Here is a 20989-nt window from a genome sequence, read left to right on the forward strand (position 1 = left end):
TTATGAAATTGAATAGTTGATTATTAAAAATAATTCTTGAATAGCATCGTGGGGTAATGATTTAAAATCATTAATACCATTTTCTTTGATTTTAATCGTCCAGTTATTTAAGTCAACTTCGCTTCCCGTCAAGTCTTTCGAAACATTATGAAGACCTTTATATACTTCTCCCTTAGACATACTCAATAAATCCGCCTCAGTATTTCCAATAGGTGAAACCATTACTTTATATATTTTGGTATTATCCTTCATTAATGCAACTACTTCTATTTTAGATACTTTTTTATTTCTAAAGTTTTTTGTAAAATAAGGTAATCGTTCTTGCAAATTATTCATCACCAATTGCTGTCCATCTGCTGCAATGGCTGGATTTAAAAAAGTATGCCATTCATTAGAAAATTCTCTTCTAATATCATACACTCGAAATAAACCTTTTTTATTTTCAGCTAAAGCTATACTATTCATTTTCTTATTGAACTCTTTAATAGCTTGGGTCTTCAAAGATTCACCGCCTTCTCTTGAGGTATAATTTAGATGAATAATCACATCTGAAATAGTATTCAAATCAAACTGAGCGAAGTCTTTGTTTAATTTAATATGCCAATTACTAATTGCTCCTGCACCTTCAAATGGTAAATATCTTTCATCTCGAAAATTCAATTCAAACATTCCGCTATCGCTTTGTCCACCACTTGTCGTTATAGATTGAATGGCACCGATTTCATCACGGAAACGAATATCATCATTTGTAAAATCACGTTCATATTTACCTCCTTGTAAAGAGGAGTCTTTCCTAAGTTTATTACTTGTAAGTGTTAGTGTACAAGCAACCGTTGAGAAAGGTCCAACAATACACGGGATTGACAAACTAACAGATTTGAGTCTTCTAAAATAATGCCCTGGATAGTCCATGTCAAATAAAGTCTCTGGAATATCAACGATACACTCCCCATTTTGACGTATCTTCAATAAAGCAACTGGATCAATTTGCGATAATGAAATGTGTTTCGTCAATTCATATTCACGTCTATTCTGCTCATAATAGGCTGTTTCCAGGCGTTTTAAATCAAAATACAGTTTTTCTCCTGAAAGTAAGCCTTTCTTTAAACTGTCCCAATATCCAAATTGGATATAATTAGAATCACTCAATCCTAATTCATATCTAAAACAACGTTCGGCTCTTTTTGCGATGTCGTACGCCAATTGATAACTTTGAAAATAAACCGTCGAAATTTGGTTAATCATCCAATCATACAATTCTTGATTTGTGAATTTTGAACGCATAAACTCTAATTCTTTGTCCAAATTTTCTTTTTGTTTATCATGATTTCGCAATTCCGTTTCAGCCATTTGCTTGCGAATATCTGCTGCTACAATTTGTTTATCTATTTGAGGTAATTCTTTTTCTGCAAGGCGTTTTTGGAAATCCCATTCCTCTTCACGTCGATTGTTATTTGCCATTGTTGCAGTCATCCCTGAACTCATTTGTAAAATTTGAGCTATTCCTTTTGAGACATCTGCAGCTTTACTCAAACCATCTGTTACACTTTTACCTCCTAAAGTCACATGTAAAGTAGGTGACCCACCAAATCCTGCAGCTCCTGCAGTAACTTCTGGGATAAGGCTTGTTCCAGAACCTAAAAAATTAAGAACTGTTCCAACAGTTTCTGCAGTTATTGCACCTACTGTTAAATAGAGACTGGCCTTTTCAAATCCACTTAATCCATCATTTTTAAGTCGTTCATAATAAGATTTTCGTTCCTGAGTAACTTTTTCCCCTTCAATTATACTTTCCCAAGTCCTTAAAGATTCATCAATTTGTTTATTTTTTACATCCCTAACAGCATCCATCATTATTAATTCATGGGTCGAACGTAAAAGAGAAAATGTATCCGCATCCTTTTTCTCTAATGCCGATAACATGGCAGCTCCAAGAGATTTTACCTCATTACACATATCTAATGCACGTTGAATCATAAAATTGAAACGGTATAATGGCAAAGGAGCATTCAATTCATTTAATATTGAACTCAGGTCTAATCCTCCTGCGGCGGCTCTCACTAAGGCACCTGGATCGATGGGTGGGTCAAACAGCGGTAATTGCTGCACTTTTCCTTCAAAATTCATGCAAGAGCGTATTTTGAGTAAGCGATCCGCCACAGTATCCCATAATGTAAGGAGTTTTTCGTTATTTGGAATGCAAAAATATAAAACATTCAAATGCGGTAACTCAGGGCTTTCTTCTCCCATAGAACTTGAAGAAGATACGCTTGGCAATAGGTTCTCAACTTCCATTAACACGTTACCAAAAACGTCTATCCCACTTTTTTCTAACTGATAAAAAGTTTTTATTGGATTGTTAACTTTCTTAGGAATATTCTTGGGACGATTACCTAAAACTACATCGGCTAAAATATAAAGTTGTGTTGCTTCATTAATCGTCTCGCTGGTATTTCTACGAAACAATTGATCACCCCATGCAATAATGGTTTGTATATATTTTATCAAAATACTTTTTTGATAAGCAACGGTTCGCATACGTGCAATCAAGTGGGGGTTGAATGGATTATCACGCCATTCTTTCACTTGATTTTGAGACTCTGCATCACCTTTTGCAATCGCAAGCATCAGAGTTTCTATTTTTTGTTTGTAATAATCCGCTTTGGTAGTTTCATAAAAAGGTTTAGTAATCCAATATTTTTGTTGTGGAGTATTTGGATCATTTACAGCATTATCAATATTTGTCGGATTAAAAATATAATGATACCACTCTAATGCTTCTTCAAATCGTTGATTATTTGCCAGCTTATTAGCAATATGAAAAGGTGCATGAAAAAATAGCTCCCAATTATAAATTGAATATGCTCCATTATACGAAAAATCAACATCCTCTATTGGATATGATTTTGTCTTATCTGGTAATTCATAGTTTTTTCCAATATTATTAGCATCAGGAACATAAGAATTAAAATCAAAAATGGGAGGACAACCTGGAATATTTTCAGGATTCACTTGAATACGGCGATTTAATAATCCTTTTATTCCCCAAATATTCAATTCCTTTATAAATAATTCAGCAAACGGATGATAATGGATATAGAAATTAAAGTTTGATGATACTTTGTTATGAGGGTTTCCTGAGATATATTCCACTGAATTAACGGTACTATAATCAACGAAATAAGTCCTGGCACTATCCCAAAAAGAAAATGTCCCATTACTTTCAAAAATAGCCGCCTTTGAGTCAATTACTGAATTACTATTATCAGGTGAAATTGCATTAAGTAAACGAATTGTCTCAGCATCCTGTGTAGCTTGAAGAATGTGAGGCTTATCAAATTCTTCCTTTATTGAATTATAAAAGAAATAAGAGTTAGAAGTATGATTCAACAAACCATTTTTAAAAATACTATATGGTGCAGATATTAAATGTTCAGTATTAACTTCATTATTATTTGCAACAAGCTGTTTGCCTAATTTTTGAAAAACGTTTGTTATTTGACCAATCGGAGCACTATCCAAGGCGGTTTGGTTATACATTCTAACCTCAATATGTGGTTTTAATCTGGTTCTTAATGATATGTTTGATGGATTTGCTTGACTGGTTTCAGATTGATAAATTATTTCATAGGTATCTGAGAGAACTTTGGGAGTCCATTTGCCTTTTTTTAATTCACTCCAAAACAATCGAATCTCCCAATATCTATTAGGTTTTGCATTTATCTGTGTTCCTGCTTTACTATCTGGAATGCTGAAAGAAGTAGGTTCTATTGCTTTTTCCAAGAATTGGGGCCACAACAAATATAGACGACGGTTGTGAATACCAGCTACTAAATGATTCCCAGCTATTTCTAATCCAGTTTTTTCCCAAGCAGTCCATCGTCCATTATTAATTCTTTTACGATAATAATATTCAGGAGCTAAACTACTACGAGTTCTACCAAACACGTGCATGATGGACTCATCACCATTAATTTCATTATAAATTGTCCGTATTTCAAGATTAGCTACATTATCTAATTTTTCTAAATAGTTTAAATAGGCTTGTTCAGCAGTATCTCGGTTTATGTCATTCTGCATCAATTCATTCTCAAGGTCTTTAAAAAATTGCGATTTTTCATCTCTAAGTTCTGGTTCAATCCAGTTTTCGGGGTATAAAAATACCTTACGATTAGCTTCCCAAACTCTATAATATTTCATCCATTTCCATTGTTTCCATTTAGAATCAGCTAATGTATCAGAGGGGTCCGTTTTCTCTGCCCTTACCATAATATCTTCCTCCAAGTTCAACAGGCAACGTTGTACAAACAATTGGGCTGATGCAGCAGCTTGCTTTAATCTTGAAGTAAGCATACAAGCACTCATTTCTACATCAATAAGAAAATAACTATAAAGGGCATTAGTATCCATACATTTCAGGTCGGGCTGATAAATCAAATACCCTACCAAGGCATCTCTTTTTTTCTCCCGAAATACATCCTGCAAAGGTTTGATTACTTCCAGCCATTGAACTAAATCGTACTTAGATTTTACTGTTTGTTTCATGTTTTCAGCAATCTCGAAGGTAGGTTCTGGAATAGCCCAATCAATCGCTCGTTCGGCATTAATGCCTAAACGAAGTAGTGCATCAACGCATTTCGAAAGCCTGATAATTGCAGAAGAATCTTTAAGTTTATTTTTGACATCCCATCTAAAAGAAGTAATCAAAAAGGAAATATCTACATTATTCCAAGTAGCAAGATTGGACAAAGCTGTTGTAGTTGCATTAGCATCAACAGTTCCATCCAAAAGTTTATTTAAAAACTCAAAGGCTGTTAATTCTGATTGAGGTAATTGATTTTTCCAGGCAAAAAATACGGACATATTAATCCATTTCTCCATTGGTACTGGAACTGTTGCTTCAATAGGGAAGTCCTTAGGATGTGGCCACCCTAAGTCATTTGCATGAGTTCCTTCAATCCACCATTTTAGTTCTTCGACTTTAATTTTTAGTTTACTTATTACCAATGAATTTTTATGAATCATTTTTAGAGATTTAAAACAATCTAAAAATTCTACTTCGTTGATTGAAAATTGATAATCATTATCCACTTTTTGAAGGAGTTTTTCAGTATTCAAATTCTCCAAAAGTGAGAGAGTAGAGCCCTCAACTTTTAATGTACTAAGCAAAAAATCTGCAATAGGTACTTCCAATTGAAATAATTCCGAAATCTTCTGTTTAATGTATATTTCTTTCTGAGTTTTCAACAAGAAACTTAGTAGAGCAGGCTGAAAATATTTAAATCTGTTTTCGCTTGTCATTCCAGTACCAGAAGGTGGAATTGAAGCAAAATTTGTTTTGGCGATAGGTAAATCTAAAATATCTTTAAAATAAATATCTATTAAATCATCTCTATTTTCAGTTATCGAATCAACCCACGTACCATTTATTATAGCAAGTGCTTTAGTTTGGTCACTATCTTTTATAAGAGTAGGTAATAATCCTAACTTGCTTTTTATATAGGCTTCAAGTGTTTCTTCTGATTTTAAACTAAGGTCAATAACAATCTTTTGTAATCCATCACGAATCGCTTTTATAGTAGATATTATTGCCTTATCTTCCAAAGCAAGCCCAGAATTAACCTTAAATTTATTGGCAAGTAAATAGTCTAATTCTAAAACGGAGAATTCAGACTTAGTAATTGTTTCTGATAATTCAATAAATGCTAAAGTATTGCTGGTACTATCGAAAGGATTTGATACTGCTAATTTTTTTAGACTTAAAAATTGATTTATTTTTAAGTCCAACCCTTTTGCTAAGATTGTAATTCGGTAAATTTGACTCAAAATTGCCCAATCAAGCTGACTTGTTGTATTCAATGTTAAATCAGATAATATCAAATTTAATTCTTCTTCATTAATACGGAATGCAGCAAGAATTCCTGGGATTTTATCCGAAATAGAATTTGAGGAGTCCCCTTGTATTGGACCACTAATCAGTTTTGGGCTTTCAGGAAATACTGCTGTAGCATCCACCAGTTTATTGCGAAATAGTTTCTGATAAAGTGTCTGTATTGTCTGTTCCTCTGACTTATTTCTATCAAGATATATGCTGTGGTCAATATTATTATAAAGTGCCATTACCTCACTCCATTCCCAACTAAACTTCTCCTTGATATGACTCATTTTAGAAATATCCTGAAGTGCGGTATCTGTAATTTGTTTGTCCGTTATATTTGCATCAGGATTCATGTCTGGTAATAACATATCCAACTCCCACATACTTATCCCTAATCTTCGCCATAATCGAATAAATCTGTGTATTCTGTCAAGTGCATTTGGGGTTAAACCAATAATAACAAATTTAGTAGTATCACAGTTTGAGGCATTAACATCTATATTATCGTTTATTTTTATACTTTGAGTTGGGTTAATAAATTTCAAATCCAATAATTGCAATAACTCCTTGTAAGTCAATCCTGTTCGATGAAGCATTAATGAAACATTTTGTAACACTGCAGTCCATGTTCCTCTAATATTAGTTGTGATATCTGTTGGGGTTGATGGGTGGGGTAAATTGTTACCATTTTGCAATAATCCCCAAAAATCCCAAGATTGTTTCCCCACAAGTGTACCAGTGATAATTTTACGCTCAGTCTCATTTATGCCTAACCAAGCACAGTCAATTTGTAAATTTTCAGGAACAAATGTTACATTATCATCCAATTTATGTTGGAATAATTCAAATAATCGAAATTGCGATAAACCCAAATGATTTAAATAGGTTCTTGATTGTAAATACCACAAGTTAAAAGGTAAACCAAAAGGAAAAACCTGCTGAGACAATTTATCATAAGTACCTATGTTTGTATATTCTGGATTTGCTCTTAGTTCAGTTGCACTTAAATGAGTTTGTTTCGTAGGTAAAATTTGCAAATTACCCCCTGCTGGTTTGAATAATTTATAGGCGTTATTCTTGTCTCTTATAGCCCACTGATTTCTGCTATCTTGTGTATAAACATCTGCTGCTACACTGATAGGTAATGCTTTAGCATTTAACTCATTTAGAACTGATACTTTGATTGTACCAGATAACAAATCACCTTCAATTGCATTGTTTAGCACTTTTGGAACGGGTGGAGAAACAACATCCTCTAATATTTCATTAACTAAATCAATATAAGGCATAGGTGTGTTTGTATTCTCACAACTTAATTCGATTTCCCCCAAATCTGCTCTTCGGTCTAATAAAACTCGATTGACTTTCTTATTAAGGTTAATCCCTGTTCCATTTGTATTTCTTTCTCCAAGAAAACGTAAAATATCCACAAAATGGGCGGCAGGACTATATACAGAACGACAGTGTGTACATTCACAATAATCCATTGAGCCAAAAAGTGTTTGAAGGTTTGGCAAAGTTTTTATCTTTTCTTGGTCTTCCGCTGAAAGAAAATACTGAGCAGCTCCCGCTGGAGCTACTCCATTAACGGTGTGATTGTAGCTGCCATATAAATTAACAGCCATTGCATAGGCATTTTCAGATTTATGGTAAAGTTTTTTACTTTCTATTTTATTAACACCAGTATCTTTTAATGAAGCAACGAACTGTTCTTTGCCCATGAAATAAATTTGTTGTGCAGATTCTATATTTTTACTTAATAAGGCATCAACAACTATATGTTTTGGACTAAGTTTAAAAACCCTTTGTATAGATTTTAACTGTTGAACCACAAGGTCTTTGTTCTTTATGTCCTTTAAAGATTCTTCATTTTCAGCAATGTAATGGTCAATACGAAAACGATCAAGATGAAATTTAGGATTATTGTCCAAAAATTTCACCACACCTTCTTTTTCTGAAACTGGGCTTTCTTTATTCCGTTCCAATTTTGCCATAAATGAAGTGGTAGGATAAGACCGCTCAAAACGTTGCTCTAAAATCGCCCCGTATGTTTTGTATTTATCTTCTTCATTTTTCCCATCGATATTTGATGGAACACCAATCGGTTTTCCATTATCTCCTTCCCTTTTAAAAATTTCTATCCAAGCATTGCTATTAAATTTTGCTAAAGCTCTTTTAGAAGAAATTTCTTGTTTTTTAAACTGTTTATTTAATTCAGCAACCAAAGGAATATGATTTTGCGTTAAAGCTCCTAATTCAAAATTCAACTTTACATCCTTTATTATTTCTGGTGTAAATATTTTTTCTTTTTCTACATTTTCCCAAAAGTCACTCATTGAGCCATTATGTTCAACAAAAGACTTAACAAATTCTGTTTGTTTTTTATCAGCATTGGGAGTTAATTGTAGAAGTTGCTTGATAGTACCTTTTCCAGCACCAAATGAATTATCAGCCGCAAAACGCAACTTGAAATCGCTAAGGTTTTTAAGTATAGCATCTATGTTTTTACTTGTTTCAGCAGGTATCAAATTGTCAATAAGGGCTTTTTCTATCAATTGTTTTTGTATCTCTGGATTTATATCACACAATTTTCTAAGTAAAGTATCCTTTATTAATTCTACCCTATCCAAGTCTTGAATATCTTTTAACAATGAATCATATAACAATGCTGGCTGCCCTTGACGCATAAATCCAAAGAAAGTAGATGCTTTAATTTTTAATCCTTCTTTATTTGTTTTGTCTTCGAGATGATGAGAAATTATCCATGTCCCAATTATTAGTAAACTCCGCCCAGACTCACCCGAAAGAAAGGAAACATCTTGAAAATTATCATCTTCTCTTAGTTCGAGAGGGGATAATTTATCCAATAATGGAGTCAGTGTTTTTGATAAAGTCTCCCATTCCGAATCTCCTTTAAATTCAACATTATCCAAGCTAATATTTTTTTCAAATTCATCAGGGGAATTGTAAAATATTGATGATTTATAAATACGTTCCCCTTTTTGGTTATGAATTTCAATCAATATATCAGCCGATTCTTTTTCGGATTTCTTAAATTGACTTTTTGTATAGAAAACTTCGTATTTACCTTCATTCGTTTGAGTCTTTCCTAATAATTCTTGATTACGCAGGTCTTTATCAAATATGTTCAAAATGACATTATTTAGAGGCTTCCCAAATTTATCACGAACAATTCCAAAAACTTTTCGTTTGGGTTCATTTGGGTCACTTTTGACATATTCTACTGATAAATCTATGGTAGTTTCTCTTTTAGAATTACGTCTCATCTTTGATTCACCTAATAAAGTGTCACCATCAAAAACTCTAATAATTAAATCTGGTCCACCGCTTTCCATGTCATCAATTCGGAAGTCCTTTTCAGTGTATTCAATTTTATACCTTCCCTGAACATCAGTCATAGCAAATGTTCCAAGCGGGTTCTCGGGAGTTTTAGGATCTAAGTCAAATGCATATACTTTTAGACCTTCTATTGGTTGTTTGTTTTGTTTATCAGTGATACAACCACTGACAATGTATAAATGGTTACTATTTGCCATGATAATCAATTGTTTACAATGTGAATAAAAGGTTAAAAATCTTTGACCAAAAACTTTAGAGAATCGTCGTGGGAATTAGCGATTGAAAACTCACTATTCGCTGAAAAATAAGTTATTGAGTTTGGTTGAATAAAATATTCAACTTTTTGATTATTTTGATGTAAGATAAATATTCCTTTGCCAGATAAACAGTACCAATTTTGGTCTTTTTCAACTTTAAATGTTGAATCAGCAAACATCCCTTTTTCAAATACTACTTGTTTTAGTGGTACTAATCCAGCCTCAGAAATATGTTCAATTTGAGCAGCAAATTCTTTGGTAAAATCACTTTTAAGCTCTTTTTTTAATTCTGTTTCCTTTAGTGTTAAGGTTTTATCAACTGGTATTTTGAATTCTTTTGGTTCTAAATTTCCGTATGTAATAAATAATTGATAGGCTTTTTCGGTTGCTTTGAATCTTAGCTCACCATATCTGTAAAAACACAGCAAGGCAAAAAGAAAACATATTGTTCCATAAAGTGAATTTTGCTCCCTAAATAAGAAAATGGAGAACATGAGAAAAGTAATGACCAAACTTCTGAAAAACTTGGAGTCGGCTTCGGTTCGCTTTATTTCGGCTAAGGCTTCTGGGTGTTTGAACTGAAAATAATATTGAATCCATTTAAAAGTATTGATTATTTCTCTTTTAGGATTTGTTCTCCATTCATTATAGTGACTTATTGAAATAAAGCCATTTCTGGTCAATTCCGAAGCTAATTCATCTGAATTGATAAAATTTGATTGAATATTTCGAGCCGTTTTGTATGCCAAATCATACGGGTCTTTTTGGTTTAGTTTTCTTAAATTTTTATCATAAAATTTATCCAAAAAGGAAGCAAGCATAAATATCAAATTTCCTAAAACATAAGCTACTACCAAAAATGCTCCCCATTTACCAGTTTCTGAGACTGGAATTGGAAAAATCACAGATAGCGAATGTGAATAAAATACTCCATTCAAAAACCATGTAAGCATTGCCCCTGGTAGCAATACCGAGAAGAAATCTGTTACGCTTATGAAAAAATCTGATGGTTTCATGGTAATTATTTTTTAAATTGAACGGGAATCCATTCTGCTACTTCTGTAAATCCGTTGGTTACAACTTTTCTGTTAATTTTAAAACTTATTTCCACTGTTGATAAGAAACCACCAAAATTTTTGTAGTCCCAAGACCTCAATTGACCGCCTTCTTTTGGTGTTTTTTTAATGTAATCCATTACAATTTTTTCATTTGAAATCTTTTTCAATAATTCTTCATTTTCTCTTTGACGAAATATTTCCCACCCTAACTGCCTCAAAACGATTTCTTCCTGTATATTTTTATCTTCCATAGGGTTTTTAGGTGGGTATAATATCGGAGATTTTTGAAGATGAGGGTTTTTGTAAAAATAATATTGCTTGGCAATATCCCAATAGACCCATGAAAGGCTTAAACCATATTCTGAGATAATTTCGAAAAATTTAATTTTACTCAGTAGATCGTTATGCAGAGATTTGGCAAGTTCATGAATCCTGTATTCACTATATTTTTCAAATAATTCTTTTAATGAGTAGGCGTATTGGGGACTACTTTCATGAGCCAGACCATCTGCTACCATTTTCTCTTTCCTTTTTTCAGGAACAACTGCATCTTGGTACGACAAATATTTGGTTATTAGATTTTTTATTTCGTCTTGCATGATATTATTGTTTATTTTAGGAAAATTTAGTTTCATTGTAAAACACCCATTTCAACAATCACGCTGTTACAACCTAATTCATTAACACGAAAAACTGTTATACTTCAAATCTTTGATTGTAATTTATTAAGTGTATCCTTTTTTACCAAAATGAGCCTATAAAGCCAGCAATCCCTCCAGCAATCCCACCCACAACAGCTCCTACTGCTGTTCCAACAGCAGGAAAAATAAACGTTCCAATTGCTGCCCCTATCCCTGCACCAGCCAATGCTCCTGCACCAGTTCCTGCTGCAACACCCGCTGTTCGGCTACCCGTTGCATTCGTTACATAGTTTTCTACAACATCTCCTACAATATATCCGCCCGCAGCAGCAGCCAAAGCTGTACTAGCTAATGCTGCAGGTGCAGCTTCCGCAACCAAAGCTACTTTTCCTATAATCGTTCCCGCTCCAACACCATTTGCAACAGCAACCATTCCAGCATATTGAATACCAATTTCTGCCTCTGCAAATAAGGGGACTAAACCTCGTGCTAATCCTAAGCCAATTCCTCCGACAACTCCTCCTATCATTGCTCCAACATTCATATAAGGCGGTCTAGGTCCCATGGTTCCCTCCATTAAACCTCTTGCTCCTCTCCCAGCCATAACACTTCGAGTCCTATCAGTAGTAAAACCACTGATAGTTCTGTTGTAAAATCTCTGAATTGCAGGAATCAATCCCTTATCGGCATAAGTATGTGGATTACCAAAAGTTCTTCCTCCAATCGAAAAAGTACCAAAACTTCGTGCATTAGTTGATTGGATAGGACTGAGATTTCTTGGGTCATTGGTAATGGCTGGGTCTAAATTTGTTCTCCGACCTTCTCTCCATTTAAACCAGTGCTGTACTTGTTCACCAGGTTGCATTGGGTTGCCAGATGAGGCTGCATTAGCTCTATAATTTGCTCTAGCAGTAGATTCCGCACCTTCAAAATCAGTCCCTGGAGGTGCTTGTGGTAAATCTACTTTGGGTATAGAAGGCGTAGCTACAGTATCTGTTGGAGCAGATTGCAAGGCTGACCTTAATGGAATATCTGTTAATGAGCTTGATTGAGAACCTGTTGAATCTCCTCCTACTTTTTTACTCCGGGCTGTTACAACTGTAACTGCTTCATCATCTCCAGTACTTGAATCTTCAAACTGTCCTCTTTTTTGTACCGTTACGTCAACACCAGACTTTAATCTTTGTTGAATTATTCTATCACCATCTTCTTTTGAGTATGGTTTTCCTCCTATTAAAAAACCACCTGATTGCAAATGTTTAATTTGATCATCTGAAAGTCCATCATATCCTTCAACAGATTTATGTGTTAACTTCCCCTGTTTTTTTTCCTCCATTCCATTAGGATCATAAAACATAACTGGGTTATTACTGCAATATCTATATAAGTTAAACCCGCTTACAAACCCCGCTGGGTCGCTACTTGTCCATCTGCCAAGCCAAGCGGCGTAGTATCTTGCTCCAAAATAATAGAGGCCTGTTTCATCATCTCTTTCTTTGCCACTAAAACGGTAGCGTTTTAGGCTAACGTCTTTATCGGGCTTTGCTACTCGATAGGCTGATGTGCCGTAAGGGTGGTATTCTTCATAAGAAATTACTTGCCCTGTTTCATCGGTTTCTAAAGCTGCCGAGCCAAGGTGATTACCATATTGGTAGCGTATATTGTTTTGGTTGAGTAAATTAAAAGTGTCGCTGTTGTTAGCATCAATCGTTTTAGTATCAACTTGGGCTATTTTGCCTGTATTGTCAGCAATGTTAATGGTGTATCGTTCTAAATTTATAGGGTTATTGCCTTGTCTTTCTCGATAAATCTCTACTGCTCCCAGATAAATTCGTTCTGTTTTTTTCCCTCCAATGCGTTCAATTACCTTTCTAATGCGGTTTCCGCCTTGTCCATAATTATAGTAAGCCTTGCCGCCACCGCCTAAATTTACCTCATTCAACTGATCCATAAAATTCCAAACTAATTGACCTAAGTGTGGCATTTGGGTCATATTTCCATGAAAATCGTAAGTATAATTATTGGAGAATACCCCATCGGCATCGCCTGGAGTGCTGGTGGCTTTTAGTTGGTTTGTACGGTTATTAGGGTCTAAATCATAAGCATATTGGTAGCGTTGATTCCAATTAGCTCCATCGGCTCGGTGTTGGAGGCGTTTAATATTACCCAATAAATCATATTCATAATTTTCTGTGTAAAGTCTAACTGCATCTGTATTATTTTGATGTGGTAGTTGGTTAATAAATGGTATATTTTGGTCATTTCGTTGTACGTTTCCACCTAAGCCAGCGTGTTCTCTTCCAGTGGCTTTAGTTAGTTGGTAAACGGCATCGTACTCAAACTTACTTTCAGGATATACTACGTCATTTTTAAAATAATGTGTTCGTTGTGCATCATCTCTAATTTGGGTAATATTCCCAGTTGGATCAAAAGTATATTTTAAGTTTTGAAAAGCCTGATTAACATTCGCTCCAACATTTGGTATAGTTACCAAATTGGTTAATCTAAACGTTTGAGGGTCGTAGAAATATTTGGTTATCGTTCCATTGTGAAACTTAGCATATTGTCGTTGCCCTTTAGCATCATAATCTTGACTTTCCAAGAAATTGATAAATGCCCCATTTCCTTTAATTTTCACACCCAAAGACTCCAAACCATTGCCTTCATTGTATTTGGGTTGAATCACAGAATTATCTGGTAAAGTAACCAAAATAGGTCTGCCCAGAGCATCTACTGTTGCTGATGATGCAAATACTTCATCTTCCAATAAAGTATTTGCTGCTGATTGAATATTATTAATATCATTAATATTTTCTAAAATTCGCCAGTCAATTATTTGCTTGTATTCTTTGGTTAATCTTCGTTCTGCTCTTGTAGCATTGCCTTTAAAATCAATGTTTTTTACGGTTATTACACCTGCTTGGTCGTACATTTGATAGGCTCTGCCTTTCAAATTCTGTGCTTCAGCATTTGGAAATAAATCGCCATATACGATTCGCCCAAAGAGAGTTTCCTTTGCACCTTCCTTCACATAAGTATTAATTGGGCGGTGTAGGGTATCAAATGTGGTACGAAACTCCCTAACGTTATTATCCCAAATTTTCACCAAACGCCCCATTGCATCCGCAAATACCCAATTTTCTCCTTTTTCAGCACTTTTGCCATACATAGTTTGCCCCAAAAGATTTACATAACTTTCTGAAACCATTCGTCCTAATTGGTCAAAAGCCTTTGAAAATCTTCCTGTGGCATCATTTTCTGAGAAAACCACACTTGTTTTACCATTTCCATAATCCGAAATAGCATAAAAAGTTCTACCCAAAGAATCAGTATGAACTGTGGCGGGGGTATTGTAATGTTTAGCTGCTAACCAAGCTGCTCTTTGTTCAGTGTCAGAGGGCTCAGCCAAAAACACCAATGGGTCGGGACTGCCACGGTCAACGTACCATTGGCTGTCTTTTACAGTATCGTTTACATCAAATGATTTAAAATGCCAAGCATCAAACTCCACTTTCGTAAATGTCCCGTTGGGCATTTCGGTTCTGATATTCCTACCAACGGCATCATAATACATAATTGGCGAAATGCCAGTCTCTACCAAAGCATCTTCACTTTCATACTCGAAAGTTGTACTAAAATACGGCTCAAATTGCTTGATAACATTGCCTTTATTGTTAATAATAGTTCTTCCATTACCAATCCAGCGAGGATTTGCTTCAACATCTTCAACTACTTTGGTTTGGGTATTCCAACGTTTTGCTTTACCAGCATTCACTTGGCTTTTACCCATAATTACCCCACCACCCCCATCAGAGTAAGTGTAACTTTCTTGCCAACGAGGATTAGCAGATCCATGTTTTTCACGGGCAAAAGTGTGGACAAAATTTGGCTTACCATTGTTTTGCCAATTAAATAGGTCATATTCAAGCCTTGCAGTTGGGTCAGCTATGGTGTCACCATCGTTACTTCCTTCTTTACCCATTATAGCCGACTTGATAACCATTCCCAATTCATCTGTCTCTACTGCTGCCCGATTCAAGTTGGGATCAGTCATTAAAGTTGGAGAAAGCGTTCGATAATCATTTCTTGCCGTAGCTTTATTGCCTATTGCATCAATAGTACTTTTTGTGAGTAAAGTATATTTATCAAATTCAACAAAACCCTTATTTCCGTACAAATCCTTTGCTCCAACAGGTGTATAAAAATTACTTTTAGGGTCATCTGCAAAAATATAATCACCTGAAGGTGTCCACCAATGTTCATCATTTTCAGAATGAATGTATTTGGCATCTATTAACATTTGGTTAGTAACTTTTGCACCATAATATTTTGTTGCTAAATTTTTAGTGAAAGCTAATTGATGTGATTTAAAGCCAATTCCCAGAGGAGAAAGCTCGCCCAAAGGTCTTGCTCCTGAAAAACCATCGTTCATGAAATAGGCTCGTTTATGAGCTAATAATCGCTTTTGGACACCATTTGTAAATTCTTCTTCAAAAAGAATTTGATTAGCAGTTGTTATTAGGGTTTTTAAATTTTCTTTTTTGAAGAAAAAATATGCGGGCTGATTGATGCCTGCTATTTCAAAGGATTGAGATTCATAACCTTCTCTAAGTCGGTAAATCGTATCAGTGTCTATATCTTTCGTAAACAATGCCTCACCATAACTGATGTGCATTTTATTTTGTTCTTCCCAAACTTTATCTGGGGTGTCTGCTGGTCGAGTTACACGAGGATATACTACTGAGGCAGATTTAGTAGTATTTCCCAAATCATCAGTATCCAAAACAAATGATTGGGAAATATGTGGATCGGCAGGATTTCGGTCATATCCATAACTGATTGATTCGGAAGGAACGATCAAAAATGAAGCAAAACGATTTTCGCCTTGTGGTTGTATTATGCGTATCTCGAAAGCCGATTGCGAAGCAGAATAAGGTAAAAGGCTTTTATCGGTATTATCGTTAGAATAAACTTCACTTCGTAAAGGCAAGCCTTTGCAGGCTCTTAAAGCCTCTCGGATTTCCTCGGAAGAAAGTCCTACTGGAAGTATGGGTTCAGGTACATTATATTCGGCAAAGTTTGTGTTTTTAAAATACTCCTCTTGACATTGATGCAAAATACGTTTTCCACCTAAAAACGCACCCGTATGAAACCAGAAAACTGACCTAACAGGAGGTTGATGAAACTGCTCTTCTACTACATTTTTGGCATCATTTAATTTAAAATGCTCAAAATCTTCTGTATCAAATTGTTCAACTTTGGCAAAACCCCTAAATTCTCTTTCAACAAAATCAAAATAACCATGACTATAAGAATACGAACTCGTAAAAACAGTTTTTCGTATTTTATCTTCTGATCGTACCTTTGAAATGCAATGCACTACAAATGGGAGTTTGGTAATCCATTTTTTACCTTCTTTTTTATGTTTTAGGTAAAAAAAGGTAGAAGGTTTATATTCGATAGATACTTCTTTACCGCAATTATTTTGATAACCATTGAAAACGTGCGGTTTTTTACTACCCATTAAATCAATGTATTGTAAAGGTTCAGTGGCAATTGATGAAGAATACACAATGCTTGCAGTACCAGAGCCTAAAAAATCCAAAACGCTTACATCAGAAAGGTTATGGATGGCTGGGAAAGGATTTATGATTTGAGGTTCTGTTGTCCATTCATTGCCATTGAGATTCATCCAAACTCTAAAATCATTTTTACCCAAATAAATAATATCAGTAGTTCCTGAGCCATCAATATCTACTAAACGAAGATTGATTGGATTGAAAGTATCTGAAAAATCAAAGTGAGGAGCATTTTCCATTCCAACTTTAGTTCCAAACCTACCATAACCTAAATTTGGCCAATAACAGATTTCGCCATTTCTTATGCGAACAATATCAGTTAAACCATCTCCCGACATATCTGCTAAAAAAATACACTGTTGCCTGTCTTCAAATACGATGGCAGGACCTTTTTCTTCATCAATCTCTTTGAAGACTTTTTGTCCTATCTTAAATCCTTTTTCCCCTAAACCTTCATACCATTGAAAACCATTTTCATCAGAAATTAATAAATCAGCCTTTCCGTCCGAATTCAAATCTAATGCCCTCATATTCGCCCCTTCAATATTAGGAAGTGTTTCAAAAGTTCGCATAGGCTCCCAATTATCTTCTTCCGAAAACTTGAAAAAACCTTTCGGTTCATTGTCCAATTGTACCAAATATTTAATACCGTTACCTTCTAATTCTTGAATCGCAAGGTTTTTCCCTAAGCCACGGAACGAAGGAGTATAGGCAACTGGTTGTACATTTGAAAATGTTGCATTGCCAAGGTTCGTTTTGTAATACCATGATCCAGCTTGTTCAGTCAAAATTCCAGAGATACCCTCATTAAATAAATCAATCCATAAATATCGTTTATCGCCAAGCCCTACGGGTAAATTGGCAAGATTATCTGGCGTTAAAGATTTAATTTCCGTGTTCCATTCATGCTGTTGATATTTAATTTCAATTTCTGGTAAAAATTTAGTTTTGTATGTATTGGTCGTAGTATTCCACAAGTGACCATTCTGCCGTGCTTTAACCAAAAAAGAAAAACCATCAATTTTTAGGTTTGAGCTTACTAATGTTAAATTATCGTCATGAAAAAGTTGTAATGATTTAGTTAAATAAGGGCTATGGTTCAATTCATCAAAGCAATGAAAAACCATAACTCTACTGCACCGTCTATACGTTCTGATTTCAAAACCAGAACGATAAGTTGAAAACGGATCTTTTCTACAAGTCCATGTTGTTTTTTCTTGGTCAATATTTTGAGGGATATTCTCAGAAATATCATGTTCTCCATAGTCAAAAACGACTTTGAACATATAATCCGTTTCATCCTCTTGGGGCAGTGTTTCTCCTAAATAATAAGGTTTTTTATTTCCATAAAAAATAGTTTTTAAGTACGTTTGAGTACAACTGTTTTTACGGTACTTCTCATTTAGTTTATTATTTATGCCTACAAAATCTTCTTTCTTATACTTATATATGCAGATACTTCCTTTGTCATCATGTGTTTTGCAAAGCAACCATTCATATACGTTTTTAGGGTTTTTGGGGTCTGCTATTCTTGATTCTTCAGTAAGTCCATAGTAAGAATGTATATTACCTTTAGAAATGGTTCTCCAATGTGATTCACCTGTCGAATTATTTACCCACCGTTCTATTCGTGCAAATAATCCTTCAACACGTGGACGATAGGTAAACACTGTATAGCTGACATCATTATCTGCCTTGGTTTTGATAGTTCTTTTCCATTCGCCATTTTGTTGTTTCTCTAAAATCCTTACCAAGTCCTCAGCTCCTGAAAGAATAAAAGTGTCGGACTCAACTTCATCTTGATATTTAGGTAAATTTTTATCTGTTTTGCGAGTGATTGATGGGATTCCTAACTGCCAACCTAAACCAAAAGGGCTGTTGCCACCTCCTGAACTATATCCTAAACCAATACTTGGTGTAAGTCGAGCAGAACTTAATGGGAGAGGAATATCAAATGAAGAAGTGCCATTAACAGCGTTTACTTGAAATTTTTCTTCAATACCCTTTATTGCTCCACCACCCTTGGGTAAGGATATTTGAGGGGTTTCTAAAGTATTTAATTTAGAATTATTTTGTGGAGAAGGTTTATTCCCTGCCCCTTTATCATTACCTGTATTTTGCTTGTTGTATGATTCCATAATTTAGCAATTAGGGAGGTAGGAAATAAGATGATATAAATCTAAAATAAACTTTTAAATATCCAATCTAATATTTATTTAATGGTAGGTATTTTTAATTTACTCAGGATTTAAGTGTTTTAAAGCACTTCAAAATTTGTTTGTACAACAGATCTTTATGTTTCAAATTTTGTTAGCAATTACTATTTTACTTCATACCTAAAGAGTAATGTTAGAATAACTCTTCAGGTTAAAGCGACCATATATTCTATTTTTTGATTTTGAAAAGCCTTTCTATTTCAATTTGGGGTATTCGCATGGTAATCAAGTTGAACCTAATCATTAATTTTTTTCAATAGTATCACATTCTCTCAAACGGGTTTCCATTCCAAAACCCGACAGAAAAAATTAGGTAGAAAAAGAGATATTGTCAAAAATATCTGAAATACAGTACAAAGATTTTAAGTTATATTTTTCAAAGGAAGAATATTCATACAAATTTTGATTTGCTTTTTTTAAAACAAACTCAATTGCCCTAAAATCTTCTTTGTCGCTATGAGGTAGGGCTTCCTTCTCTCCGATTCAATCAATTTCACATCCATTTGAAACACCATCCCAATATTCATTTGATTTCTTTGTTTTCTCGAAAAACTCACCCAAAGCTCAGGAATATTCTGTCCCTCCATCGGGCGAACACGAATTTTCTTACGCTTGGTATCGTAAAGTGTCAGAAGTTTGATATTGCTGAATATGGTACTCATTTTTCCTTAAATATTGAGATATTTTCTACCTTAAATTTACTCAAAAAATTGCTTAATTTCAAGTAAAAACAGCATTTAATGGCAATTTGTAAGCTGGGCATAAAGTCAGGCAAGCAAGGGTATGTTCCTTGTAAATTGAACGGTGGCAGGTGCGTATATTTCAAGGAATTTACGTTTGCTTTTTTTATTCAAAGACGGTCTTCGTAAGGTTTTGCAAAGGTTCTGAGAAGATGGTCTTTGGATTTTCCCTAAATGTAATGCGATTTACAAGGCTTGTGCGTAGGCAAAGAGCTTGCTCACACAAAATGCTGCCATTCAAAACTTGCGGTGGGATGTGTTTGGAAAGTTTGTGTGGATGCAGTTTGTGGGAGTATGCTCGTAATTATGTTCCAAAACGGTTTTCGTAGGCTCTAGCGGTGGCACTGAGAAAATGGTTTTGAAACTCACACGAAAGACTCTGCCTTTGAAAACCGCTTTTGAGCGTAGGAAAATTGGATGCTAAGAATGAAATAGTGTATTGTAGGGCTTGTGAAAGGGAACATTATTTCGTTTTTAACCGCCAATTTAGCGAGGGCATTTTTAGACTTTCAAGAAAATATAGGTATAGCATAGATAATGAGCGGTTTTCTTGAAGGTCGTTTTTTCTCCGCCCCATTGGTTTTGAATAGCTTTTGTGCGGTGGCTCTGTCAAAACGGATGGGGCGGTAAACATAAACATTCAGCCAGACTGGCACAGCGTGCGGGCGGTTTTTCAAATAGAAATTCAAAGGATTGATGTTGAGCCATTCCTTTAAATCTCCATTTTTTATTTCAAATTAAAAACAGATTAACTATCATCTTAGTTTTCAATCATCTGTTTGGTTTTCATTTGCCTTAATTGTTTACTCAGGTCTGCTGCAAAATCGTACAATTCGCTTCCTAATCCGTTATCACTTTTACAATTTTCAAGTTTTTCTTGAATTTTAAGGGCAAAGGATAACGTTTTATCAGATTCTGAAACGTGAACGGTTTGACCGTTTACGTTCACAAGGATTATATTTTGATTAGTGTCCACCTCAAAAGCATTTATCATATTTAAAACTCTCGAAATTCACGTTTTTTCTTTCTATCACTTTTGAATTACCTGCCTCATCATAACTATCAAAATGTATATATTTACTAATTTCTTCGGGACTAAAAAACGTATAGAATTTATCGCCCTGTTTTGTTCTAAACTGGTACATAAGTAATTAGACAAATTGAATGTTAAATTTCTTACCTACGTTATCAAGTATTGTTTTTAGATTCCTTTTGAGTCTATCGAATGACAAGTAAGCATTAAATTCAAGCCACTCGTAT

Annotated in this window: 6 protein-coding genes; all 6 read right to left on the bottom strand. The window is 34.6% G+C overall.

Features of this window, described 5'->3' with window-relative positions:
- The 6 genes from VB796_RS21625 to VB796_RS21650 all read right to left on the bottom strand — a co-directional run bounded on the left by VB796_RS21625 (nt 1) and on the right by VB796_RS21650 (nt 20723).
- Nucleotides 1-9435, bottom strand: coding sequence for a neuraminidase-like domain-containing protein (locus VB796_RS21625; protein WP_323348675.1), 9435 nt, complete (start codon nt 9433-9435; stop codon nt 1-3).
- A gap of 32 nt (nt 9436-9467) precedes the next feature.
- Nucleotides 9468-10511 carry a hypothetical protein gene (locus tag VB796_RS21630; RefSeq protein WP_323348676.1) on the bottom strand — a complete coding sequence of 348 codons (1044 nt, stop codon included), beginning with the start codon at nt 10509-10511 and terminating at the stop codon, nt 9468-9470.
- 5 nt (nt 10512-10516) lie between these two features.
- Complete coding sequence (locus VB796_RS21635; protein WP_323348677.1) at nt 10517-11071, bottom strand: hypothetical protein; 555 nt, start codon at nt 11069-11071, stop codon at nt 10517-10519.
- 223 nt (nt 11072-11294) lie between these two features.
- Entirely contained in the window at nt 11295-18911 is a 7617-nt protein-coding gene (locus tag VB796_RS21640; RefSeq protein ID WP_323348678.1) for a SpvB/TcaC N-terminal domain-containing protein, read from the bottom strand.
- A gap of 494 nt (nt 18912-19405) precedes the next feature.
- Nucleotides 19406-19651: a hypothetical protein gene (locus tag VB796_RS21645; protein WP_323348679.1), complete on the bottom strand. Its 246-nt coding sequence runs from the start codon at nt 19649-19651 to the stop codon at nt 19406-19408.
- Nucleotides 19652-20489: 838 nt separating this feature from the next.
- Complete coding sequence (locus tag VB796_RS21650) at nt 20490-20723, bottom strand: hypothetical protein (protein ID WP_323348680.1); 234 nt, start codon at nt 20721-20723, stop codon at nt 20490-20492.
- Nucleotides 20724-20989: the final 266 nt, after the last annotated feature.

This window comes from Arcicella sp. LKC2W (genome assembly GCF_034931005.1).
Classification (GTDB): Bacteria; Bacteroidota; Bacteroidia; order Cytophagales; family Spirosomataceae; genus Arcicella.

Coding starts and splice junctions, on each gene's coding strand:
- VB796_RS21625 (WP_323348675.1), bottom strand. CDS start 9,435: ATGGCAAATAGTAACCATTTATACATTGTCAGTGGTTGTATCACTGAT.
- VB796_RS21630 (WP_323348676.1), bottom strand. CDS start 10,511: ATGAAACCATCAGATTTTTTCATAAGCGTAACAGATTTCTTCTCGGTA.
- VB796_RS21635 (WP_323348677.1), bottom strand. CDS start 11,071: ATGGTAGCAGATGGTCTGGCTCATGAAAGTAGTCCCCAATACGCCTAC.
- VB796_RS21640 (WP_323348678.1), bottom strand. CDS start 18,911: ATGGAATCATACAACAAGCAAAATACAGGTAATGATAAAGGGGCAGGG.
- VB796_RS21645 (WP_323348679.1), bottom strand. CDS start 19,651: ATGAGTACCATATTCAGCAATATCAAACTTCTGACACTTTACGATACC.
- VB796_RS21650 (WP_323348680.1), bottom strand. CDS start 20,723: ATGATAAATGCTTTTGAGGTGGACACTAATCAAAATATAATCCTTGTG.